The 22,496-nt window shown below is 72.4% G+C and carries 24 protein-coding genes and 1 pseudogene; 10 read left to right on the top strand and 15 right to left on the bottom strand.

What is annotated here, in order from left to right:
* Window positions 1-119 precede the first annotated feature (119 nt).
* A complete protein-coding gene (locus DVH02_RS09110) occupies window positions 120-1,613 on the top strand; it encodes a DNA-binding protein NsdB (RefSeq protein ID WP_114623243.1) in 1,494 nt (497 codons plus the stop codon).
* A gap of 235 nt (window positions 1,614-1,848) precedes the next feature.
* Here the strand turns inward: DVH02_RS09110 and DVH02_RS09100 are convergent, their stop codons facing one another.
* The 5 genes from DVH02_RS09100 to DVH02_RS09080 all read right to left on the bottom strand — a co-directional run bounded on the left by DVH02_RS09100 (window position 1,849) and on the right by DVH02_RS09080 (window position 5,937).
* On the bottom strand, window positions 1,849-3,303 hold the full coding sequence (locus tag DVH02_RS09100) for a PP2C family protein-serine/threonine phosphatase (protein WP_114623242.1): 1,455 nt from the start codon (window positions 3,301-3,303) through the stop codon (window positions 1,849-1,851).
* 159 nt (window positions 3,304-3,462) lie between these two features.
* Window positions 3,463-4,026, bottom strand: a complete 564-nt coding sequence (locus DVH02_RS09095) for an SRPBCC family protein (RefSeq protein ID WP_114623241.1) — start codon at window positions 4,024-4,026, stop codon at window positions 3,463-3,465.
* Window positions 4,027-4,050: 24 nt separating this feature from the next.
* On the bottom strand, window positions 4,051-4,653 hold the full coding sequence (locus DVH02_RS09090; RefSeq protein WP_114623240.1) for a TetR/AcrR family transcriptional regulator: 603 nt from the start codon (window positions 4,651-4,653) through the stop codon (window positions 4,051-4,053).
* Entirely contained in the window at window positions 4,650-5,012 is a 363-nt protein-coding gene (locus DVH02_RS09085) for a DUF1304 domain-containing protein (RefSeq protein WP_114623239.1), read from the bottom strand. The genes DVH02_RS09090 and DVH02_RS09085 overlap by 4 nt, the downstream gene beginning before the upstream one ends.
* 82 nt (window positions 5,013-5,094) lie before the next feature.
* On the bottom strand, window positions 5,095-5,937 hold the full coding sequence (locus DVH02_RS09080; protein WP_114623238.1) for an endonuclease I family protein: 843 nt from the start codon (window positions 5,935-5,937) through the stop codon (window positions 5,095-5,097).
* 385 nt (window positions 5,938-6,322) lie between these two features.
* Between DVH02_RS09080 and DVH02_RS09075 the strand changes: the two genes are divergently transcribed.
* Window positions 6,323-7,585 carry a glycoside hydrolase family 16 protein gene (locus DVH02_RS09075; protein ID WP_114623237.1) on the top strand — a complete coding sequence of 421 codons (1,263 nt, stop codon included), beginning with the start codon at window positions 6,323-6,325 and terminating at the stop codon, window positions 7,583-7,585.
* Window positions 7,586-7,606: 21 nt separating this feature from the next.
* Here DVH02_RS09075 and DVH02_RS09070 read toward each other — a convergent pair.
* Window positions 7,607-8,090, bottom strand: a pseudogene (locus DVH02_RS09070) (isocitrate/isopropylmalate family dehydrogenase); the annotation flags it as partial.
* Window positions 8,091-8,158: 68 nt separating this feature from the next.
* Window positions 8,159-8,629, bottom strand: a complete 471-nt coding sequence (locus tag DVH02_RS09065) for a hypothetical protein (RefSeq protein ID WP_114623236.1) — start codon at window positions 8,627-8,629, stop codon at window positions 8,159-8,161.
* Between the two features lie 345 nt (window positions 8,630-8,974).
* Between DVH02_RS09065 and DVH02_RS09060 the strand changes: the two genes are divergently transcribed.
* The gene (locus tag DVH02_RS09060; RefSeq protein ID WP_114623235.1) at window positions 8,975-9,769 is read left to right on the top strand and encodes a polysaccharide deacetylase family protein; all 795 of its coding nucleotides are present in this window, start codon (window positions 8,975-8,977) and stop codon (window positions 9,767-9,769) included.
* An 89-nt stretch (window positions 9,770-9,858) separates the two neighbouring features.
* On the opposite strand, the gene DVH02_RS09055 is transcribed toward DVH02_RS09060, so the two are convergent.
* A complete protein-coding gene (locus DVH02_RS09055) occupies window positions 9,859-10,842 on the bottom strand; it encodes a hypothetical protein (protein ID WP_114623234.1) in 984 nt (327 codons plus the stop codon).
* A gap of 45 nt (window positions 10,843-10,887) precedes the next feature.
* Here DVH02_RS09055 and DVH02_RS35975 point away from each other — a divergent pair, with 45 nt between their 5' ends.
* From DVH02_RS35975 to DVH02_RS09045, 3 genes are all read left to right on the top strand, one after another.
* Window positions 10,888-11,043: a hypothetical protein gene (locus DVH02_RS35975; RefSeq protein WP_233518110.1), complete on the top strand. Its 156-nt coding sequence runs from the start codon at window positions 10,888-10,890 to the stop codon at window positions 11,041-11,043.
* Window positions 11,043-11,360, top strand: coding sequence for a UBP-type zinc finger domain-containing protein (locus DVH02_RS09050; protein ID WP_114623233.1), 318 nt, complete (start codon window positions 11,043-11,045; stop codon window positions 11,358-11,360). The genes DVH02_RS35975 and DVH02_RS09050 overlap by 1 nt, the downstream gene beginning before the upstream one ends.
* Before the next feature lie 92 nt (window positions 11,361-11,452).
* Entirely contained in the window at window positions 11,453-11,863 is a 411-nt protein-coding gene (locus tag DVH02_RS09045) for a hypothetical protein (protein WP_114623232.1), read from the top strand.
* A gap of 178 nt (window positions 11,864-12,041) precedes the next feature.
* Here the strand turns inward: DVH02_RS09045 and DVH02_RS09040 are convergent, their stop codons facing one another.
* The 3 genes from DVH02_RS09040 to DVH02_RS09030 all read right to left on the bottom strand — a co-directional run bounded on the left by DVH02_RS09040 (window position 12,042) and on the right by DVH02_RS09030 (window position 14,969).
* Window positions 12,042-12,773, bottom strand: a complete 732-nt coding sequence (locus DVH02_RS09040) for a VOC family protein (RefSeq protein WP_158575852.1) — start codon at window positions 12,771-12,773, stop codon at window positions 12,042-12,044.
* A 186-nt stretch (window positions 12,774-12,959) separates the two neighbouring features.
* Window positions 12,960-14,069, bottom strand: a complete 1,110-nt coding sequence (locus DVH02_RS09035; protein WP_114623231.1) for an ABC-2 transporter permease — start codon at window positions 14,067-14,069, stop codon at window positions 12,960-12,962.
* A 93-nt stretch (window positions 14,070-14,162) separates the two neighbouring features.
* Entirely contained in the window at window positions 14,163-14,969 is an 807-nt protein-coding gene (locus DVH02_RS09030) for a sulfite exporter TauE/SafE family protein (RefSeq protein ID WP_114623230.1), read from the bottom strand.
* Between the two features lie 182 nt (window positions 14,970-15,151).
* On the opposite strand from DVH02_RS09030, the gene DVH02_RS09025 reads away from it, so the two are divergent.
* Complete coding sequence (locus DVH02_RS09025) at window positions 15,152-15,760, top strand: NUDIX hydrolase (RefSeq protein WP_114623229.1); 609 nt, start codon at window positions 15,152-15,154, stop codon at window positions 15,758-15,760.
* A 357-nt stretch (window positions 15,761-16,117) separates the two neighbouring features.
* On the opposite strand, the gene DVH02_RS09020 is transcribed toward DVH02_RS09025, so the two are convergent.
* Window positions 16,118-16,690, bottom strand: coding sequence for a TetR/AcrR family transcriptional regulator (locus DVH02_RS09020; protein WP_114623228.1), 573 nt, complete (start codon window positions 16,688-16,690; stop codon window positions 16,118-16,120).
* A 254-nt stretch (window positions 16,691-16,944) separates the two neighbouring features.
* Here DVH02_RS09020 and DVH02_RS09015 point away from each other — a divergent pair, with 254 nt between their 5' ends.
* Entirely contained in the window at window positions 16,945-17,304 is a 360-nt protein-coding gene (locus DVH02_RS09015) for a darcynin family protein (protein WP_114623227.1), read from the top strand.
* 326 nt (window positions 17,305-17,630) lie between these two features.
* A complete protein-coding gene (locus tag DVH02_RS09010) occupies window positions 17,631-18,314 on the top strand; it encodes a siderophore-interacting protein (RefSeq protein ID WP_114623226.1) in 684 nt (227 codons plus the stop codon).
* Window positions 18,315-18,735: 421 nt separating this feature from the next.
* Here the strand turns inward: DVH02_RS09010 and DVH02_RS09005 are convergent, their stop codons facing one another.
* Window positions 18,736-19,473: a dienelactone hydrolase family protein gene (locus DVH02_RS09005; RefSeq protein ID WP_114623225.1), complete on the bottom strand. Its 738-nt coding sequence runs from the start codon at window positions 19,471-19,473 to the stop codon at window positions 18,736-18,738.
* 265 nt (window positions 19,474-19,738) lie between these two features.
* Window positions 19,739-20,485 carry a YoaK family protein gene (locus DVH02_RS09000; RefSeq protein WP_147286024.1) on the bottom strand — a complete coding sequence of 249 codons (747 nt, stop codon included), beginning with the start codon at window positions 20,483-20,485 and terminating at the stop codon, window positions 19,739-19,741.
* 140 nt (window positions 20,486-20,625) lie between these two features.
* Here DVH02_RS09000 and DVH02_RS08995 point away from each other — a divergent pair, with 140 nt between their 5' ends.
* Window positions 20,626-21,888, top strand: a complete 1,263-nt coding sequence (locus DVH02_RS08995; protein WP_114623258.1) for a D-arabinono-1,4-lactone oxidase — start codon at window positions 20,626-20,628, stop codon at window positions 21,886-21,888.
* A gap of 43 nt (window positions 21,889-21,931) precedes the next feature.
* Here the strand turns inward: DVH02_RS08995 and DVH02_RS08990 are convergent.
* Window positions 21,932-22,496: class I SAM-dependent methyltransferase (locus DVH02_RS08990; RefSeq protein ID WP_147286023.1), on the bottom strand; the 565-nt coding region annotated here is incomplete at its 5' end.

Here is a 22,496-nt window from a genome sequence, read left to right as displayed (position 1 = left end):
GCACACGGGTGGCACACCATCTGGCGGACCCTGGCGAACCCTGGCGAATAGTCGCCGGGCAGCTGACCGGGAGCTACGGAGAGCTACTGTCAACTCAGCCGAGAACCTGGGGGCTTGACGTGGGTGGAGAACCCAACACCCGTCTTTCGGATCTGTTCGGCCTGGCCGGCTGGTCCAAGGGCGAACTCGCGCGGTTGGTGAACCGGCAGGCGGCGGCCATGGGCCACCCCCAACTGGCCACCGACACCTCGCGGGTGAGGCGCTGGATCGATCTGGGCGAGACCCCGCGCGATCCCGTGCCGAGAGTGCTGGCGGCCCTGTTCACCGAGCGGCTCGGTCGTGTCGTGACCATCGAGGACCTCGGGTTCGTCCGGGGCGGACGCGCGGGGGGACGACGGGCAGCCGGGAACGCGGAGAACCCGGACGCCCTTCCCTGGGCGCCGGACCGGACGGCCGCGGTCCTCACCGAATTCACGGGAATGGACCTCATGCTCAACCGTCGCGGCTTGGTGGGCGCGGGTGCCGCGCTCACCGCGGGCCCAGCACTCACCAGCGTCATGTACGACTGGCTGCACTCCGACCCCGCACTCTCGTCCGACGCGCCCCGGTCGGCCGATCCCCTGCACGCGGAGCCCGCCGGGTACGACCTCTACGAGGCCGCGCCCATCGGTTCGCAGGAGATCGAGGCACTGGAGGACTCCGTCGAGGTGTTCCGCGCCTGGGACGCCGCCCGAGGCGGCGGACTCCAGCGCAAGGCCGTGGTGGGCCAGCTCAACGAGGTGGGCGGCATGCTCGCCTACCGCCACCCGGACCACCTCCAGCGGCGCCTGTGGGGCGTCGCCGCCAACCTCGCCGTACTCGCCGGCTGGATGTCCCACGACATCGGCCTCGAACCCACCGCCCAGAAGTACTTCGTCATCGCGACCCACGCGGCCCGCGAGGGCGGCGACCGCCCCCGCGCCGGAGAGGCCCTGTCCCGCGCCGCCCGGCAGATGATCCACCTGGGCCGTCCCGACGAGGCACTCGATCTGATGAAACTCGCCAAGTCCGGCTCGGGCGAGGAGAACCTGCCCCGCACCCGGGCCATGCTCTGCACCATCGAGGCGTGGGCCCAGGCGTCGATGGGCCGGGGCCAGGCCATGCGCCGCACGCTGGGTGAGGCGGAGGACCTCTTCGTCGCGGACAAGGGAGACGTACCGGCGCCCAGTTGGATGCAGATGTTCGACGAGGCCGATCTGCACGGCATGGAGGCCCTGGCCTTCCGCACCCTCGCCGAGCACGAGCCGGGGGCGGCGGTCATCGCGCAGCGGCACGCCAAGAAGGCGCTGGAGCTGCGGGTCGGCGGCCGGCAGCGGTCCATGATCTTCGACTACATCTCGCTGGCCTCCGCCTGCTTCATCGCGGACGACCCCGAACAGGCCGACCGCTACGCGCGGCTCGCGCTGGTGTCGATGGGGGAGACCTCCTCGATCCGCACCTGGGACCGGCTGCGCGAGATGTACCGGCTCACCGGTCAGTACGCCGGATACCGCAGGATCGAGGAGCTGCGCCAGGAGATCGAGAGAGCCATGCCGAAAGCCGCCGTGAAGAAGCAGGGCAGGACGGAGGTCTAGGGCGTGTTGCGAAAGTCCCGCCTGGCCCGCGACGCCCGGCACGCGCGCTCGCCGCGTTGTCGGAGTCGTCCGAGTACGTCCAGTACGAGGACGATCCTCCGCCTTGCGATCGCACGCACCAGACGCCGCGAGCCCCGCCCTCCGGGCGGACGGCGCTACTTTCGCAACACGCCCTAGGCTCTCCCATCGGATTCAGCCATCCAGGCCGGTCGGCCGGTTCCGGCCACAGCGGCGGTCACCCGATCCTGGCGACCATCACGCAGCCGTCGACCGCGCGTTCGGCCTGTCCGAACTCCTCGGCGATCACGGTGGCGCACTCCCGGGCGTCGCGGGACCCGGCGAGCCGGGGCGCCAGCGCGAGGAGCCGGTCGCGTTCCGTCCCCGTACCCGCGCCGTCCGCTCCGGCGGTGCGCGTCAGCCCGTCGGTGTGCAGGACCAGCAGGTCCCCGGGGAGCAGCTGGACTTCGGCCTGTTCGTACGCGGCTCCGGTGGTCGCGCCGAGCAGGACGCCGTCCGGAGGGGTCAGCGCGCGCCCCGTCCCGCCGCGGAACAGCAGCGGGGCGGGGTGGCCCGCCTGCGCCCAGGAGAACGTCCCGGACACCGGGTCGTAGCGGCCGCACAGGGCGCTGCCCAGCGCGGGCCGCCGCGAGGTCTCCAGCAGCTGGTTGAGGTGGGCCAGCAGGGCGCCGGGCCCGACACCCGCCATGGCCATGCCGCGTACCGCGCCCAGCACCATGGCCAGGCAGGAGGCGGCGGACACGCCCTGCCCGGTGAGGTCGCCGACGCTCAACAACGCTTCACCGTTCGGCAGTTCGAGCGTGTCGTACCAGTCGCCGCCCGACAGGGGGTCCGACGGGGACGACAGCGGGCGCGCGGCCAGATCGAGCGCCACGGCGCCGCCGCGCGCCAGCCGCAACGAGTCGTGCGCCGAGGGCAGTACGGCCTCCCGCAGCTCTGCGGCGAGCCGTTCCTCGGCCCCCGCCGTCCGCCGCTCCCGGCGGAGCGACTCGCGGGACTCGCGCAGGGCGCGCTCACCGCGCCGCAGGGCGCTGACGTCGCGCACCACCGCCCACATGGAGGCGGTGCAGCCGTCGGTGTCGAGGACCGGCTCACCCGTCAGCCGCACGGTGCGCAGCTGGCCGTCGGCTCTGACGAGCCGCAGCTCGCCGTCCATCGGCCTGCCGTCGATCAGACAGTCCGTCACCATCGTGGTGAACAGGGCCTCGTCCTCGGCGAAGACCAGCGACGGCAGTTCGTCCAGGGGCAGCGGGCCGCTCTCGGGCGCCCGCCCCAGGATCCGGTACAGCTCGTCGGACCAGCGCACCTCGTCGGTGAGCAGATTCCACTCGGCGCTGCCGACCCCGCCGACGGCGGCCTCGTCCGCCGTGCGACGGCACGCCTCGGCGCCGCCCGGAGCGCCGTCGTCCGCCGTGCCGTCGGCCGGGATCCCGGCCGGGCGGCCGGTCCGCAGCTGATCCAAGTGGCCGCTCAGCTCGTTCAGTTGCTGGACGGCGAGATCGCAGAGCGCGCGCTGCCAGCGCCAGAGCGTGTCGTCACCGTCGGTCGAGGCGTCCCGGCGCACGGCGTCCATGTCCCCGCGCAGCCGACGGGTCATGTCGATGAGTGCTTCCACCGTCCCCCGCTCGGTGGGCTGCGGGGCGGGACGGTCCGCGAACAGGGGGGACGGCATCTCGTACTCCGATACGGGCGCGGCACTGCCTGGTCTCAAGGGTGGACCGTTACGACTGTTGCACAGCCCGGAGTCACCCGACAGGCGTTTGGCAACACTCGATCAGGTGATGCGTCTGGCATATGCCGCAGGAAGGGCGGGGCCGCCGTCACCTGCCCCTCAGCCGGACTCCTCCTCCACCACCCGCTTGAGATTGCGCAGCGTCGTCCTGATGTTCCGCGCCTGGAACGCGGCGAACGTATGCCCCCGGGTGGCGAGCCGGTCGAAGGCGTTCGCCACGAAGTCGGGCCAGTCGCGGCGGTCGTCGCGCCATACCTCGGTCACCCGGGTGCCGCCGGGGACCGGTTCGAAGCGGTACTCCCAGGTGGCGATGGAGCCGCGCAGCCGGGGGGTGCGCAGGCCGATCGCGTGGACACGGAAGGCGAACCGCCGGCCGGGGTCGGCGACGGTCACCGTGCAGCGGGTGGTCCATCGCGCGGGGCCCCGCTTGTTCCGGCCGTCGAAGACGTCCCCGACCCCGGTCTGCCGTTCCGGGGCCGCGCCCCTGCCCGCACCCTCGTCCGTACCCGGTCCCCCGCCGGGCCCGTCGGCGCCCCGGACGGTGGCGCCGAGATTCTCCGGACTCCACCGGCCCATCAGCGCCGGTCTGCTGACGCGGTCGTAGAGCGCCGCCGGGGTCGCGGCGATGACCAGTGAGCCGGAAACGACGAGGGTGCGGGACATGGGGGCTCCGATCCTGCTGTGCGGTCAGGTCTGGGTGAAGGGCGTGCCGTGCAGTCGTACCAGCAGCCGCCAGACCCGGGTGGCGAGGGAGTGCGGAGTGTCCTCGATCAGTCCGTGCAGCCAGTCCGCCAGCACCCCGGTGAAGGTGGCGGCCACGGCGGAGGCGATCAGCTCCGGCTCCGGCGCCCCGGCCAGCGCCCGCTCCGCGCGGCTGCGCTCTCGCAGCTCGCGGTGGAGCAGCTCCCCGAGCGGGCCGCCGCCTCCCGGGCTCAGCAGGGTCCGGTACAGCGCGGCGTGCGGGGCGATACGGTCGAAGAACTCCGGGAGCGCGGCCGGCGGCACGCGCGGGTCGGGGGCCCCGCGCCAGGCGTGCAGCGCGTCCACCGCGTCGCGCACGATACCGGCGCAGGCGTCGACGGCCAGCGCCTGGAGGTCCGGGTAGTGCAGGTAGAACGTCGCCCGGCCCACCCCCGCCCGGCGCGCCAGCGCCGCGACCCCCACCTCGTCGAGCGGGCGCCGCGCGCACTCGTCCAGCAGCGCCCGGCGCAGCCGGTCACGGGTGCGCGCCGTACGCGGGTCGTGGGCCGGTTCGCCGACGGGGCCGCCGGGCGGGGCGCCGGGCGTCATCCCGCCGCCAGCACGGCCGCCAGTCCGATCGCGCCCGGCAGCGCCTGGGCGAACAGGATGCGCCGGTTCGCGGTGAGGCCGCCGTACAGACCGGCGACGAGCACGCAGCTCAGGAAGAAGACCTGGACGCGGTACGCGGTCGGGTCGGCGGCGATCAGCCCCCAGATCAGACCGGCGGCCAGAAAGCCGTTGTAGAGCCCCTGGTTGGCCGCGAGCGGGGCGGTCCTGCGCGCCATGTCGGCGTCGAAGCCGGAGAGTCCGCGCCCCGGCGCGCGCTCCCAGAGGAACATCTCCAGCACCAGGATGTAGACGTGGAGCGCGGCCACCAGGCCGACCAGTATGTGTGCGACTGCTTGCATGGAGGACTCCCGGGAAACGTCGTGCTGGACAGGTGTCCATGAATATTAGACACATGTCCAGCACGCGTGGTGCCCGGGGGGCCTACCAGATCGCCGCGACCCACTCGGGGTGGTCGACGAACGGGTTCCGGTTGTTCTGGTACTGCTCGTAGATGACGTCGTTGCGACGCTTCTCGAACGCGTCCGGCGGGTCCTGCGCGCTCCACTTCTTGAGCACGGAGAGCTTGCCCATGGCCGGGCTCGACCCGTTGTTGACCTTCTCGTTCGGTTCGAGGTCGGCCCAGCCGTCGTCGCCCTCGTACCGCACGGCCATGTAGAGGATCATCCGGGCGACATCGCCCTTGACCGCGTCGCGCGGTTCGAAGGAGTCGGAGTCGGTGTAGTTGCCGGGGGCCCCGGAGACCGCGCTCCCGCCGGTGTCGAAGTCCTTGTTGCCGCGCGCGGCGTTGACGGTGACGTCCTCCGGGCGCAGATGGTGGAGGTCGGTGCCGGGGCCGGTCGCCGTGCCGAAGTCGCCGTGGGACTTGGCCCAGACGTGCTCGCGGTTCCAGTCGCCGGTGTTGCCGCCGTTGCGCGTCTTGGCCCGCGAGGCTCCGCTGTAGAGCAGGATCACGTTCGAGCTGTTCGCCGGGTCCTGGTCCGTGCTCTTGAGCGCGTCCCAGACCTGCGCGTAACTGACCTTGGACTGGTTCTTGATGATCGTGTGCAGCGCCGACTTGAGCGCGGTGCCGCTCTTGCCGATCGCGTTCTGGTAGTACGTGTCGTCCAGTGCGGCGGTGGCCGCCGCGGACGTCGCGATCGCGGTGGCGGGCGCGCTCGCGGACGGTGCGCTCACCGGCGCCGCGGCGGCGGTGGTGGCGAGCGTCGCGGTGGCGACGCCGAGGGCCAACAGCACGCGTCGGACCGAACGTTGGCGACGTGGCATGGGGGAGTTGTCCTCTCCGGGGGGACCACCGCCGCGCGCGGCCACCGGGTGGGGGACGGTGCCGCGGTGGTCGCGAGGAAACGGTTCAGCGGGAGCTTTCCACAGGGCCGGTCGCCTTGTGTGAACACGCCGTGACAGTCATGTGCAGGTCAAGTTGCGAGGAGTCGGCGCCGGGCCCGGCGCCCGGGTCCGGCGGGTAAATGAGCATATGGCGGTGGCGGGGATCGAAATCCGGCCAACTATGGTCCATACCAGGTCCTTGACGCCCCCTCGGGACCTGCCTTAAATCAACTACTGAATCACGTGTCCCGGACGGTCCTCCCGGGGGCCGCCGGCTCACTGAATGTCATGCTCACGCCCCCCACGTAAAGCGATGTGATGCCCTGTGCGTATCTCCCCGATACGGCGAACCGCGCTCTGCGCGCTCGCCCTGTTGTGTACGGGGGTGCTGACCGCGGTTCCCGCCGCTGCGGCGGCCCCGTCGGACGCGACCCCCGCCGCGGCCGCCGCGGTCACCTTCTCCGACGACTTCGACGGTCCGGCCGGAGCGGCCGTCGACGGCTCCAAGTGGCAGCTGGAGACGGGCGACAACGGCGGCAACAACCGTGAGCGCCAGTACTACACCTCGGGCAACAGCAACGCGGCCCTCGACGGCCAGGGCAATCTGGTCATCACCGCCCGCAAGGAGAACCCCAACAACTACCAGTGCTGGTACGGCCGGTGCGAGTACACCTCGGCCCGGCTCAACACGGCCGGGAAGTTCACCTCCACGTACGGACACGTCGAGGCCCGGATGAAGCTCCCGCGCGGCCAGGGCATGTGGCCCGCGTTCTGGATGCTCGGTGACGACATCGGTAGCGTCGGCTGGCCCAACAGCGGTGAGATCGACATCATGGAGAACGTCGGCTTCGAGCCCGGCACCGTCCATGGCACGCTGCACGGCCCCGGATACTCCGGCGGTGCGGGCATCGGCGCGGGCTACACCCTGCCCGGCGGCCAGGCGTTCGCCGACGCCTTCCACACCTTCTCGGTCGACTGGGCCCCCGACTCCGTCACCTGGTCCGTCGACGGCAATGTCTACCAGCGGCGCACCCCGGCCGACCTCGGCGGCCGCAACTGGGTGTTCAACAAGCCGTTCTTCATGATCCTGAACTTCGCCGTCGGCGGCGAATGGCCGGGCAACCCCGACGGCAGCAGCACCTTCCCGCAGCAGCTCGTCGTGGACTACGTGCGCGTCACCACCAGCGACAGCGGCTCCGGCGGGTCCGGCGGCACGATCACCGGTCTCGGTGGCAAGTGCGTGGACGTGGACGGCGCGAACGCCGCGAACGGCACGGCGGTGCAGCTCTACGACTGCAACGGCACGGCGGCCCAGAAGTGGACCGTCGCCGCCGACGGCTCGATCCGCGCGCTCGGCAAGTGCCTCGACGTCAAGGGCAACAGCACGGCCGACGGGGCCCAGCTCCAGCTGTGGGACTGCAACGGCGGCGGAAACCAGCGCTGGGGCATCTCCGGCGCGCGGGACGTCGTGAACGTACAGGCCGACAAGTGCATGGACGCGACCGGGAACAGCTCGGCCAACGGCACCAAGCTCCAGATCTGGACCTGTGCGGGCACGCCCAACCAGAAGTGGACCGTGAACCGCTGAGGCGGGTGGCGGGGCGGCCGGTCACGGGGGGACCGGCCGCCCCGCCACGTCGATCCGCGCGATCGGCCCGGACGTGAACGCGTCGGTGCTCGCCGTACCGCCCGGATCGGGGGTGCGCGGCCTCGGTCCCGGCCGGCCCGGCCGCCGTCGCGTCGGTGACGGTCCCCGCCGCCTCCGGGTGGCCCGGGTGGCCCGGGTGGCCCGGGTGGCCGAGCGCCATGGCCGCCGACCGGATCGCGCCGAGCGGCCCGGCGACACCTCGTCCCACGATGTTTTGCGCCGACCCGTGTACGGGCTCGAACGTGGAGGGGAAGGCGCCCTCGGGGTTCATGGAGGGGAAGGCGCCCTCGGGGTCGAGACGGGCGGCCGGGGCGATGCCGGTGCCGCCCGCCACCGCGGCGGCCAGATCGCTCAGGACGTCGCCGAACGGATTCGATCCGACGACGACATCGAACCGCTCCGGTTCCCGCGCGAACTTGGCGGCGAGCGCGTCGATGTGTTCCTGGAGTCCGTCGGCCGGCCCGATCCGGCGCTGCCGCGACCTTCCCGGCGTACGCGAGGCCCGGTGTCCCGTCAGGCGGTGGCTCCCGGCTCCACCTCCAGGAAGCGCCGCTTCCCCGGCCCCCGGTAGAGCAGGGCCTCCCAGCCCAGCCGCGCCAGCACCCCGGCGCACTCGGTGAGCGCGCGCTCCTCCTGCCGCGCGGCCCCGCCGCCGGGCGGCCCGAGCCACTCCACCCGTACGGTGGCGGGCCGTTCCCCGGCCGTCACCCGGTAGCCCGTGGCGGTCCGCAGGCCCGCGCCGTCCACCGCGGAGGCCGCCAGCCCGGCGGCCTCCAGCGCCAGCGCCACGGCGCGCACCGGGAGCCGCCGTTCCCAGGCGGCCGGAGCCGAGGCCGGATCGCCGGGCCCGGTGTGGGTCAGCCGCCGGATCTGGAGCAGCCCCTCGAACGCGGTGCGCACCTCGGCCTCCCGCGCCCGGGGCCCGGCTCCCGGTGTCGGGCCGTCCCCGGTGGCCGCCTCGAAGCCGTCGGACTCCTGCGTCACTTCCGCCTCCCGTGGTGCCACAGACGCCTCCCGTCGTGCCACAGAGAGACCCCGACCGGACGGGGGGACGCCGGTCGGGGTCGATCGAGGAAGGATGTGGATGGCGGTCGCCTCGCGGCGATGGGCTCCGTGGGGCTTCAGCCGAACGATCTTCCCCACGGGCGATTCCTTATGGGGCCCGGGGACTCAGTTCCATCCACACCCTCACTCCGTCCAACGGCGAGCCACTGTCGAATGTTCCCGGTACGCCTCCGACTCACTATGCACGGCATGTATACATCGTAGGTATAGTCGTGCGCGGGCCGCCCCCGGCTCCTCGGAAGCTCATCGGAAGAGGGAACAGTCATGCCACGGAAGACCACGACCTCCACGTCACGGGGGGCCGCCGCGGCGCTGGTGGTCGCCGCCTGTCTGACGTCGGTGCTCAGCGGCTGCTCGTCGTACGACGTCACCTCGCCCGCCGATGCCCGCGCGCATCCCGCTGCCGCTGCCGCCGACGGCGCGGCCGGGGCCGGGGCGGGGGCAGGGGTCGACTGCGCCGAGGAGCGCTGCATAGCCCTCACGTTCGACGCGGGCCCGAGCGAACACACGCCCCTACTCCTCGACATACTCAAGGAGAAGAAGGTGCGCGCCACCTTCTTCCTGCTCGGCAAGAACCATGTCGTCAAACACCCGGAACTGGTCAAACGGGAAGCCGACGAGGGTCATGAGATCGCCAACCACACCTGGTCGCACAAGATCCTGACCGACATCGGTTCCGACGCGGTGCGCGAGGAGCTGGAACGCACCCAGGACGCGATAGCGAAGATCACCGGTCACCGGCCGACGCTGATGCGCCCGCCGCAGGGCCGTACCGACGACGCCGTCACCGACGTGTCGCGCGAACTCGGTCTGGCGCAGGTGCTGTGGAGCGCCACCGCCAAGGACTACTCCACCACCGACTCCGCCCTCATCGAGAAGCGCATCCTGGACCAGGCGGACCGCGACGGCATCATCCTGCTGCACGACATCTACGACGGCACGGTGCCCGCCGTGCCCGGCATCATCGACGAGCTGAAGAAGCGCGGCTACACCTTCGTCACGGTCCCCGAACTGCTGGCGCCTGGCACGCCCGAGCCCGGCAAGGTCTACCGGCCCTGACCGGCCCCGACCAGCGCTGACCAGCGCTGACCAGCCCTGACCGGCGCGCGGAGCCGGACCCCGGCCCCCGGGGGGCCGCGGGCCGGGCGTCAGGACGGGAACCCGTCCTCGGGCACCTCGCTGGTGGCGGCGTTCCCGCCGAGCGACTTGGCCAGCGAGTACGTCAGCACCGTGTACTGCGTCCCGCCGGTCACCGCGACGGTCCGGAACGCCGCCTTGTCATCGAACCTCTGGAAGACGCAGCCACGGGTGAAGGACCTCTTCGCCGGGTTCCAGTCGGCGCCCGAGGCGACGTACACGGTGTACGAGCCGTCGTCGACCGCGCGGACCGTCGCGCTCCCGCCCTTGCGGACATAGGCGCTGAAGGCGGTGCTCCTGCCCCTGGTCAGCGACACCACCGCGTCCGAGGACGTGCCGTTGTCGACGGTGAGCCGGCCCAGTCCCGCGCGGCCGTTGTCCCGTACGAGCGTTCCGTTGCCGAGTCTGCGGTGCTGGGGCCTCTCCGTACGCGGAAGTGCGACGCGGACGGGATAGCCCAGGCCGGAGAGCGCGGCGCTCGCCTCGCGCAGACCGGCCGCACCGCCGGTCGAGGCCAGCGCCACCCGGGGCGGGGCGACGCATCTGCCGTGGGCCGTCCCCGCCTTCTCCAGGCTCCCGCTCAGGGCGCGCAGCGCCGTGGCCAGACGTACGTGGGCGGTCGCGGCGTCGTCCGGCGCGGGGGTCTCCAGCAGGGTGTCGGCGGCGGTCCCGGCCGCGTCCGAGGCGCGCGCGAAGGTCTCGCTCGGCGCGCTGCCCCCGTTCGCCCGGTTCATCGCGCGCACCGCCGCGTCCACCGGCTTCAGGGCGCGGTCCAGCGACTGCCGGTACCCGGCGGGGGAGACCGTCGGCGGCGCGGGCGCGCCGGTCACCGCCGAGGTCGGGGCGTCGGGAGCGCCGTCGCCGTCTCCGGATCCGCAGGCTGCGAGGGCGAGGGAGAGCAGGGCGCAGAGGGCGAGAGCGGGCGTGGCGCCCGGGGCGACCGCCCTGCCCCCACCGGCCGACGTCCCCGTTCCGCGCGTACGAGTACCGCCCACGACATGTCCCCCCGGTCCCCCTGCCGGTCGCCGTCCGGACCGGAAATGTCCAGACTTCTCCGCCGTCGGGCGGCTGTCAAGGCGCTCTCGGCGGCCCCCGCCCGCCACGTCCTGCTGGCGGCGAAGGGGAGGCGGTCGTACGGTGACAAAAAGGGCTACGGATCCGAGGAGACCTGTGCGGTCGGACGGGCGGCGGCGTGATGACGAACAGTGAAATGGGGTTCGGTGGCCCCATCTGCCCCCATCTCGCGGATGTCGAGCCGGTGACCCCGGACAGCGCCGACAGCTGCCCCGAGTGCGTCGCGCTCGGCGACACCTGGGTTCACCTGCGCGAATGTCAGACCTGCGGGCACATCGGCTGCTGCGACTCCTCCAAGAACAAGCACGCCACCGCGCACCACGACGCCACCGGGCACCCGCTCATCCGTTCGTACGAGCCCGGTGAGGGCTGGTGGTGGTGTTACGAGGACGAGCTGGTCTTCGAGGTCGAGGGCATTCCCCCGGAGAGAGTGGCCTGAGTGGGGCGCCGTCCGCGCGCCGCTCACCCGTGCGGCGTATCCCGGCCCGCTCGACGGGGAGTGCCGGGCCGTTCCCGGGGCAGGTCGTCACCATGACGACGCAGATTCCCGCCCTCACCGAACCGGTCCCCGACCTCCAGCTCCAGATGCTGATCAGGCTCCTGGGGGAGGATCCGGGCGCCGGACTGCCGGTCACCCTCAACGTGCCGGGAGGGCTGGTCCACGGCGATCTGATCACCAGGGACGCCTGGAAGGCCGACTGGGCCGAGGCGCTGCACCGGGTCCGTGCCGACGGTACGGAGCTGCTGGCCCGGTTCCCCGAGGCCGTGGACGAGGCCGTCGACGAGGTGCGCGGCGAGGACGGCTCCCACCTGCTGCCCCGGTGGATCCATCTGCGCAAGGTCACGCTGACCGCCGCGGGCCGCCCGGACGGCATCGAACTGCCCGTCTGGCGCGGCCGGCTCGCCGATGTCGCCGGCTGGGCGCTGGGCCGTCCGGAATAGGAGCGGACGCGACGGCGATCGGCGGGGCGGCGGACGCGACGGCGGTCAGCGGGCGGTGGCCGGCTCCGGACCGGTTGCTCCCCACGCGCCACATGAGTACACACACGCCACATGGGCACGACGGGTCAACCATCACCCTGGAGTGGAGAGTGATGGTTGACCCACCGTGTTGACACGTTCAGCCCGCTGTCACGGTGAACAGCGCACCGTCCGGGTCGCGCAGGGTCGCCTCCCGCAGGGCGGACGAGGCGTCGTGCGGCGAGACGAGGACACCCCCGCTGTTCAGTGCGGCGGCCACCGAACCCGACACCTCCGGCACCCGGTAGTAGACGTGCCACCGGGGCCGGAGCGAGGGATCCGCCGAAGCCTGCACGGCTCCGTCCCGGATCTTCGCGACGACCTGCTCGTCCTGGCTCAGCACCGCGTGATCCTCCTCCCGGGTGAGGGCGTACCCCTCCTCGGACTTCGGCGCCCAGCCGAGGACCTCGCCGTAGAAGCGGGCGGCGTCATCGATGTCGCGGGTGCGCAACTCCAGCCAGGCCGGGGCCGATCCGCGTCCCACGGTCCAGTCGGAGCGCACGGCGCCCTCCCAGATGCCGAAGGCCGCGCCGTCCGGGTCGGCGGCCAGCGCCGCCCGGCCCGAGTGGAAGGCCAGCGGCCCCACCGCGACGGTCGCGCCGCGCTCCCTGATCCGCGCGGCGGCGGCGTCCACATCGGCCACCGCGAAGTACGGCGTCCAGGCGACCGCGACCTGGAGCGAGGAGGCCAGCGCCCCGATCCCCGCGACGGGCTGCCCGTCGGAGAGCGCCACACAGAAGTCGTCGCCCAGCCCGGCGGGCCGGTAGGTCCAGCCCAGGACATCCCCGTAGAACGCCTGGGACGCGGGCAGTTCACGTGCGAGCAGCGTCACCCAGCATGGAGCCCCCGCCACCGACTGTGAGTCTCTTTTGTCCCGCTCCACACCGCTCACTCCGCCCTCGTCCGACACGTCTTTCCCGTACGTATTGCCGCTGTTCGGTACCTCTACTCCGGTCGGCGGCGATCTTCTTCCGGGCTGTGACGCATCACACCGTCCGGTGGCGGCCCCGGCGCCCGCTCACGCCGGAGCCTGTTCCGCCGCGTGCGCGGGGGTGTGCTCCCTGCCGCCCGGATGCCGGTGGCGCCAGAACCAGAACACCGCCGTCGAGACGAGGCACCATCCCGCCAGCACGGCGAACGGGAAGACGTGCTGGGCGCTCCCGAAGTACACGGCGGTGTGCTGCGCGTTGATCGACGCGCCCGGCGGCAGCCAGCGCCCGATGTGGCCGAGCAGCGAGGGCAGCAGCGGCCAGGAGACCGCCCCGCCCGAGGAGGGATTGCCCAGGAGCACCATCAGACCCCAGGTCGGCAGCATCGCCCACCGCCCGATCAGGGTGTTGAACATCGTGAAGACCATGCCCGAGGTGAACATCGTGAACGCCAGGATCAGCCAGGACTCCAGGAAGGGCAGCCGCAGCGCGCCCAGCCACCAGTCCACCACCGAGGCGATCGCGAACGCGCCGAGCAGGGAGTAGGCGATCGTGAAGGCGATCCGCTCGGCCGGATCGAGCCCGCGCGCGTGCACGCTCAGCTGGATGGCGCCCACGAAGCCGATGATCACGGCCGCCAGCGAGATGTAGAAGAGCGCCAGCCCGCGCGGATCGCCCTTCTGGAGCGGCTTGATGTCGCTGATCCGTACGGGCACCCCCACGCTCCTGGCCACGACGGGCGCCGTCTCGGTGAGGACCTGTGCCACCGAGGCCCCGGCGGCCCCGGCCACGGCGAAGTCGACCACGCGCGGCCGGAAGGTGAGTACCGCGAACACCTCCTGCTGCTCCACACCCTCGCGTGCCGCCTTCCCGCCGGGGTAGCGGTGCAGTTCGAGCGAGGCGTCGAGCGCCTTCTCCATGCCGTTCACGAAGGCGCGCGCCTGCGGAGTGCCGGTCGGCCCCACCACGGCCGCCGGAATCCGGTGGGGTGTGGGATTGGCCATGTTGTACGTGTACGAACCGGCGAAGAGCCCGGCCGCCGCCGCGAGGATGAAGACCAGGACGACCGCGGGCAGGAACGGGGACGCCGTGAAGGCGGCCCACTTCTCGGCGGCGGTGCCGCGCCTGCCGTGAGAGCCGTGCGCCCGGTGCGCGCCCTGGGGGTTCCCGGCCGTCGTGTCTTCGCGATCCGCGTCCATAGAGGCACCGTAGACCCGCATATCGGAAAATCTGTGTATCTTTCCGGCGGGGTCGGTCCGTCGCGTTCCGTCCGCAGCGGTACGGCCGCGCCCTCAGCGCAGCAGCAGTTGCAGCCCGCCGAGGACGGTCGCCCCGATCACCAGCCGCTCGAACAGCCGCTGGTCGATACGGTTCACACACGCCTTGCCGATCAGCGCCCCCGGCACGACGAAGAGCACCAGCGCCGCGTCCAGCAGCAGCGAGGGTCCGTCGATCAGTCCGAGTCCCACGCTGAACGGCAGCTTGGAGGTGTTGACGATCAGGAAGAACCAGGCGGACGTGCCCAGGAAGCCCAGCTTCCGGAAGCCCGAGGAGAGCAGATAGAGCGACATGACCGGGCCGCCCGCGTTGGCGACCATCGTGGTGAAGCCGCCGAGTACGCCGTAGGACCCCGCCTTGACGCGCGGTCCCAGCACCCCGGAGCCACCGGAATCGGGTATCCGTCCCTTCCCCGCCGAGCCGTCGGCCGGCCGCTCGGTCCCCGCCCCGGCCCGCGCCGCGCCGCGCCGCCGCCACATCGTCACCCCGGCCATCAGCAGCAGGATCGCGCCGATGGACGTGCGCACCGCGCCGTCACCGGCCCACGCCAGGAACACCGTGCCGAGAACAACGCCCGCCGCGACCGCGGGGAACAGCCGCCACAGGGTCGGCCAGTGGGCATGGCGCCGGTAGGTGAACACGGCGAGCACATCGCCCACGATCAGCAGCGGCAGCAGGACACCCGTCGACTCGCGCGCGGGGAGTACGGCGGCGAAGACGGCCAGACTGACCGTGTTCGCTCCGCTCACCGCCGTCTTCGAGAAACCGACCAGCGCCGCCGCCGAGGCGAGCGCGGCGAATCCCCACCAAGTGATGTCCATGCGACAACCGATGCTATGCGGCCCCGGCGGCGGCCCTGACGGCGGCCCTGACGACGGGGCCCGCGAAGCCACCGAAGCAGAGGCGCGACGGCGGGAAATCCGCACGACACCGCCCGCCGTGGTCCGTAGTCTCCGCTCCGGAGCGCGAGCGCGCGCCGGGCTGACCGAGGGGGAACGGACACATGCGGACAACGGGCCGGCCGATCGCGGAGCTGCTGGAGCGGTACGCCGCACGGGACGCGACCGAGGCGGCGGACGTCGCCCGGGTCCTGGCGCTCGTACGGACGGCCGCCGATCCCTGGCTCCGTACGATCCCGCTGCACGTGACCGCCTCCGCCCTGATCGTGCACCCGGGCAGCGGACGGGTGCTGATGCGCCACCACCCGAAGCTGGGCACCTGGCTCCAGGTCGGCGGTCACGGCGATCCGGGCGAGAGCCTCCCCGTCGAGGTCGCGCTGCGGGAGGCCAGGGAGGAGACCGGCCTCGCCGATCTGGTCCCCTATCCGGACGCGGGCCGGGCCACGCTGGTCCAGGTCGTGGTCGTGCCCGTCCCCGCGGGCGGCGGCGAGCCCGCGCACGAACACGCCGATCTGCGGTTCGCGCTCGCCACGGCCGAACCCGGCAGCGCACGCCCCGAGCGTCCCGAGGCCCCGCTGCGCTGGATGACCCCGGCCGAGGCGCGGGAGGCCACCGCCGAGGCCAACGTCCGCGAGGGGCTGCGGCGCGTGGAGCGGTCGCTGACGGCGACCGGCCCGGCGCGACCGGCCGAAGGGGCAACGAGTTGCTCTTGATGCGGCGTGGGCGTTGTTTCACTTGGCGAGTGCGCCCGGGATCTCATCATGAAGTAGCCATGACAGTCGGATCACTCTGATCGGACTCGGTGTACTCGCCGCCTCCACCGTCGGCGCGGGCACACCGTGAGCCTTTCTCATCCTGCACAGGTGGGGTGTTCGACGTGGTGCGGAGCGAGGACGGCCTGCCCGTTCGTGGTGGCCCGGTGGGGGCGGCGGCGAAGTTTCGTCAGCTCTTCCAGGACTTGAGAGCCGCGTTGGCGCGTTCGCGGATCGCGCGGATCCGGGCGTGAGCGCGGTTGGCCTTCTTCTGCCGGGTAGCGAGTTTCAGCCGGGAGCGGCGTGGCGGGCTCGCCGTCAGGGGACCTCGGAGCCGAGATCCTGGAGGAAGCTTCGTGCCAGCTCGTGCGTGTCGAGCTGCGCCGGGTCGCGCCCGCTCATGATCCAGAAGAAGGCCGGTCCGATCAGCCGGGCGATTGCCTGGTCGTCGGCCGGCCGGGCCGGGTCGACGCGGTTCAGGACGGCACTCGCGCTGGCGCTGAGAACGTCCTTGGTCGCGATCAACTGTTTCACCGCCGGATCGTGCTGCGCGGCCGCGAGCAGGGCGCGGTAGCCGGCTCCGGCCGGTGAGTGGGCGAGGAAGCGCACCAGCGCGTCGAGGTAGGACGTGATCTCGGCGAGCGGGGTACGCGTCGGCGCGACGGCGAGTTCCTCCTCGGCGTCGTCCACACACGCCTCGAAGAGGACCTCCGCCTTCGTCGACCACCAGCGGTAGACCGTCTGCCGTCCGACGCCCGCCCGCATGGCGATGCCCTTCATGGTCAGGGCCGCGTAGCCGACCTCGAGCAGCAGGTCGTCGACGGCGTGCAGGACGGCCTCGCGCGCCTGCTCGCTGCGGGGTCGGCCGCCGCGGCCCTTCAACTCGATCATCCCGCCATGGTAGCGAGACGGCCTGACCGGTTATGCCCACCGAATAACTAGACACTGTGTACCGATACCCCCTATGGTTTCGATACGCGGTGAACCGAAACTGGTTGTGGAAAGTCGTGCACGTCTTCGTCGCAGGGGCCACGGGCACCCGCACGCGCGAACCTTCCCGACTGGAATCCGACCGTCCCGGCCTGGTCGAGGGCCTGCGGCACCGCGTCGTGACCACTGTCCAGCACCCTGCGAGGAGATCCTCCATGTCCGACTTCGAGCCCGCCGTAACGGCGTTCATCCTCCTCAAGACCCATCGCGCCTGGTTGGAGCTGTCCGTGCCGGAGCGCGTCGCCGCCTTCCAGGAAAGCGTTCTGCCCGCCATCAAGGACAAGGCCGAAGGCGTGCGTTGGCGCTACTACGACACCGAGTTCTACACGGCCCGCGTCACCGACATCTGGGTCTGGGAGGCGCGCGACCACGAGGCTTTCCAGTTGGTCATCGAGGCGTTGCGCGAGACGCCGTTCTGGGACCACTACTTCGAGATCGTCGAAATCCTCGTGGGCGTCGAGAACGGGTACGCCAAGCACTACGACATCGACACGCTGGCGACCAGTAACGCCTGAGCGTCGCCTGGCGGTCTCCTACCGGCGCGGCGTGGTGGGCGACCGTCGGGCGAACCGCGATGCGGCAGGGCCGACAAGGCGCCCGCGGCGGCGTGCGCACCCCGTTCGGTCGGCGCCGGTTCCGGTCGAGCCCGTCACGCGCCAGGCGGGCCCGACCTCCGGCCTGGGGTCGGCCCCGCGCACGGGCGCTCCGCTGGCGGCGGCGGCCGTGGTCGCCGGTTACGGCGCCGCCGCCCCGACGCGCACTATCGCGATCTCTCGCAAACGCGTACTATCGCGTTCAGTCTCGCGCTGAGTACGACAACCCGCCCCGTTGAGGAGCCTTCATGCCCGATGTCCTGAACCCCGTCCTCGATCTTCTGACCTTACGCGGCACCGTCACCGAGGCCGAGCAGGTCACCGCCCGGATGCGTCGGCTGCGCATTGACAGCGGACAACTGGCCGGTCTGGAGGTCCAGCCAGGCCAGCAGGTGCGAGTCCTGGTCGGCGGACTCACCCTCCGTACGTACTCGATCTGGCACTACGACCCGTCCGGCGGCGTCGAGTTGTGCGTACTGGACCACGCGGAGGGCGGACCGGGCGCCCGATGGGGCCGCACCGTCGCACCAGGCGAACAGGTGCGGCTGCGGCGCCCCGAGGGCACCTTCACGCTGCGTCCCGACGCCGCCCACCACGTCTTCGTCGGCGACGAGACGGCCTCGGTCGCGTTCGGTCCGATGCTCGCGGCACTGCCCGGGGAAGCCGTCGTCTCCGGGTGCGTCGAGACGGCGACAGCTGCGGACCGGCTGCCCCTGGCGGGCGGCGACCGGCTCGACTGGATACTCCGGGGCGAGACGTCACTGCCGGACGCGGTACGACGTCTCGCCCCCGAACCCGGCGGGATCGCGTATGTCGCCGGGGAGGCACGGGACGTGCAAGCAGTGCGGCGGGTGCTCCAGGAAGCGGGGTGGGACCGGCGCGCGGTCCTGACCAAGCCGTTCTGGACGCCGGGCAGGAAGGGCATGGACTGACGGCCAGGGCGTACGCCTCCGTCCGCCACCAGGCCCTGTCGTCAAAGTCCCGAGGGAGTGCGGCGAGCGCGCAGGCGCGTCAGCGAGCGGCCACAGCGCGGCCACAACGCGGCAGTGTGCGTGCTGCGAGGGCCCTGCGAGCCGAGGCGGAGGAAACGTCGTCTCAGCGCGTGGTCAGCACCGTTACGCCGCGGTAAACGCGTACACCTCGCCGGGGCGGCCGGGACGCACGCCCCGTCACAGGTCGGAGTGCTCGCGGCAGGGCCCCCGGCGCAGTAAATCCGGCATCTATTGCGGCAGTTGTGCATACGTCTCCGCGATCGAGTATCCATCCGAAGGTGGTTCTGCTGTGCGGACTTGAGGTGAGGGGATGGTCCGTGCCCGATGCCGACCATGTCCGGCGCCGGCATGTTTGCCTGGGTCAGGCCCCCAGGTCCTCCGTCACGGGCAGGCACTCGGCGAGCAGGCCGACGACATCGCGCCAGGCTCGCCGCGCGTGCCGCGGGTGGTAGCCGACGCCGGGGACCGTGGGGTGGTCGACCGGCGGGTGGTGGAAGGCGTGCAGGGCGCCGCCGTAGACCGTGAGGCGCCAGTCGACGCCCGCGGCCTGCATCTCTGCGGTGAACGCGTTCCGTTGCGCGGGCGGCATGATCGGGTCTTCCGACCCGACGCCGGCCCACACCGGGCAGCGAATGCGCGCCGCCTCGCCCGGTCGGCCCGTGGTGGTCGCGTTGACTGTCCCGATCGCGCGCAGGTCGACGCCGTCCCGCCCGAGTTCCAGCCCGACGGCGCCCCCGGTGCCGTAGCCGATGGCGGCGATCCGGTCGGGGTCGGTCCGCGGTTCGGCGCGCAGCACGTCGAGTGCCGCGTGGCCGATGCCCCGCATCCGGTCGGGGTCGGCGAGCAGCGGCAGGCAACGGGCCAGCATCTCCTCGGGGTCACCCACATAGCGCCCACCGTGCAGGTCGAAAGCCAGCGCAACGTATCCCAGCTCGGCGAGAGCATCGGCCCTGCGGCGCTCGACGTCGCTGAGCCCCATGCCCTCCGGTCCGAGCAGCACCGCGGGCCGACGGTCGACACCGGCCGGGAGCGCGAGGTGCCCGATCATCGTCAGACCGTCGGCCGGATAGGCGACCGTACGCGCCGTAATCGTCGTCATGCATCCGGACTGTAGTGATCGTCGAGCCCGGTCCGGCCGGTGTTCCGCCACCGGCAGAACACCGGCCGGGTATCCCCAATACGGCGAGGGCCCACAAGGACCGTCACAAACCCCGTCCCACGGCAGCGCTGTCGGGATCATCCCGTTGCCCCTACGGGCACGGGAGGCCACCGCCGAGGCCGACGTCCGCGAAGGGCTGCGGCGCGTGGGACGGTCGCTGACGGCGACCGGCCCGGCGCGACCGGTCCGCTGACGGACCGGCGGCTCACCGGGCCGCGGGTACGGGCCGCTCTCCCGGGGCCAGCGCGAACACGCAGGCCGCGCCCGCCACCAGTACGGACGCGAGAGCGACGACGCCCGCGGACGTCACCTGGAGCAGCAGCGCCCCGGCCGCCGCCCCCGCGAACATGGCCAGCACCGAAGCGATCCTGCGCTGCGGCCTGGCGCCGGTCCCCGCGCCGAGGACGCTCTCCGCCGTGAGCGCCGTGAGGGTCTGGGTGAGCACGGTCGTCGTCAGGTCGCGCGGCGCCAGCAGCCGCACCGTGGCGTTCTGCAGCCCGGAGCACGCCCCGAGCAGCGCGATGACCAGCAGCACCCACCGCCCCTCGGGCCGCGGCGTGCCCGTGGCGAGCAGCACCGAGGTCAGCGCGAGCCCGGCGGCCTGGACCGCGAACGCGCCGCCGATCCAGTGCCGGGGCCGGTCACCGAACGCCTTGCTGAGCCGGCCGCCGCCGAACGCCCCCAGCACGAAGGCGGTCATGGCCACGATCGGCGCGAGCACGGGCAGTCCGGTGCCGCGGGCCAAGGAGAAGCCGAGGAAGACGACATTGCCGGTCATGTTGGCGACGAAGACATGGCCGAGCCGCAGAAAGCTCACCGCGTCCACCAGCCCCGTCGCGAAGGTCATCACCAGCAGCGCGCCCACGGCCCACCGCCGCGCCACGGGCAGCTCCTCGGCCAACCGGAACACCTGCTTCCCGTTCGGGGCCGCCCACCTTACGACCTGGTGCACGATAGGGAGTGGATCAGCGCGCCCCGACCCCGGCGAAGGAGAAACCCGTGCCCCACAGCCCCCGACCGTCAGGTGTCCCGCACAGCGAGTCCCTCACCGGGCCCGCCGACACGTCCGCGGGCCCCTCCTCCGAGGTGCCGATATCCCCGGCGGTACGGAACTGGGCGGGCAACATCACCTTCAACGCGGCGCGCGTCCACGCCCCTTCGTCGGTGGAGCGGCTGCGCGAGATCGTCGCGGGAAGCCGTTCGGTGCGCGCGCTGGGCAGCGGACACTCCTTCAACGCGATCGCGGACACCCGGGGCGATCTCGTCTCGGTCGCCGGACTGCCCCGGCACGTCGAGGTCGACCGCGAGGCCGCCACCGTCACCGTCGGCGGGGGACTGCGCTTCGCCGAGTTCACCGGCGACGTCCACCGGGCGGGGCTGGCGCTGCACAACCTCGGCTCGCTGCCGCACATCTCGGTCGCCGGAGCCTGCGCCACCGGCACGCACGGCTCGGGCAGCGGCAACGGCACGCTCGCCTCGGCCGTCCGATCGCTGGAGCTGGTCACCGCCGACGGCGAACAGCTCGTCCTGGAGCGCGGCGACGCCGACTTCGCCGGAGCCGTGGTCGCGCTCGGCGCGCTCGGCGTCGTCACCCGGATGACACTCGACCTGGTGCCCGCGTACGACATCAGACAGTGGGCCTACGAGGGGCTCCCGTACGGGCGGCTGCGCGAGCGGTTCGACGAGATCCTGTCCGCCGCGTACAGCGTGAGCCTCTTCACCGGCTGGCGCGGCGACGAACTGGAGCAGGTCTGGCTCAAGCAGCGCGTCGGCGACCCGGGGCCGTGGCCCGCGCCCGCCGACTGGTTCGGCGCCCGGCCCGCGACCGGGCCGCTGCATCCCGTACCCGGCATGGACCCCGCCAACTGCACCCGGCAGGCGGGCGTCCCGGGGCCCTGGCACGAGCGGCTGCCCCACTTCCGGGCCGACTTCACCCCCAGCAACGGCGACGAACTCCAGAGCGAGTACTTCGTGGCAGCCGAGGACGGGCTCGCCGCGTTCGACGCGCTGGCCCGGATCAGGGACCGGATCGCGCCGGTCCTGCGGATCGGCGAGATCCGCACCGTCGCCGCCGACGACCTGTGGCTGAGCCCCGCGTACGGACGCGACTCGGTGGCCTTCCACTTCACCTGGTTCCAGGACACCGACGCCGTCACCCCGGTGCTGGACGCCATCGAGGAGGCGCTGGAGCCCTTCGCCGTCCGGCCGCACTGGGGAAAGCTGTTCACCATGGAGCACCAGCGACTCAGGGGGCTCTACGAGCGTTACGCCGACTTCGAGGCGCTGACCGCGAGGCTCGATCCGCGCGGCACCTTCCGCAACGACCTGCTGGAACGCTACTTCCCCGGCGGCTGACGGCCCCGCCGCACCCCGGCCCCGCCGTGCCGTACCTCGGCGCTCACGTCCGGCGCGCCACCACCAGCACGCAGCGCGGGGCGCCGCCGGGCAGTACGCCGAGGCCGGTCAGCGGAGAGAGCGCCGTCCGGAACCCCGTCCGGTCCAGATCGGCCAGCACGTCCCGCAGCGGAAAGGTGCGGTAATACATCACGAACGGCGGGTGCCACAGCAGATTGCGCAGACGCATCACGGTGTCGAAGCCCCAGAGCGTCAGGTACGTCTTCGAGCCGACCGGGGGCGGCGCCGGTACGGGGAAGACGAACAGACCCCCGGGCCGCAACGCCGCGCGCGCCTGGGCGAACAGCGCGGGCCGCTCGGCCGGCAGGAAGTGGCCGAACGCCCCGAAGCTCACGGCCAGATCGAACACCGGGGCGAACGGCAGGGCCCGCGCGTCGGCCCGTACCCAGTCCACCACCGGACCCGCGGCCCGCTCCGGATCCGCCCCCCGCTCCCGGCCCGCCGCCGCGCTCGCCCCGGCGGCGGCCAGCATCCCCGCGCTGAAGTCGACACCCGTGACGCGCCGCTCACACAGCCCGCGCAGCGCGTCCACCCCGGCACCGGTGCCG

Source organism: Streptomyces corynorhini, from assembly GCF_003346515.1.
Taxonomy (GTDB): Bacteria; Actinomycetota; Actinomycetes; order Streptomycetales; family Streptomycetaceae; genus Streptomyces; species Streptomyces corynorhini.
Note: the sequence above shows the minus strand (reverse complement) of the source record. Positions and strands in the feature narration are given on the sequence as shown.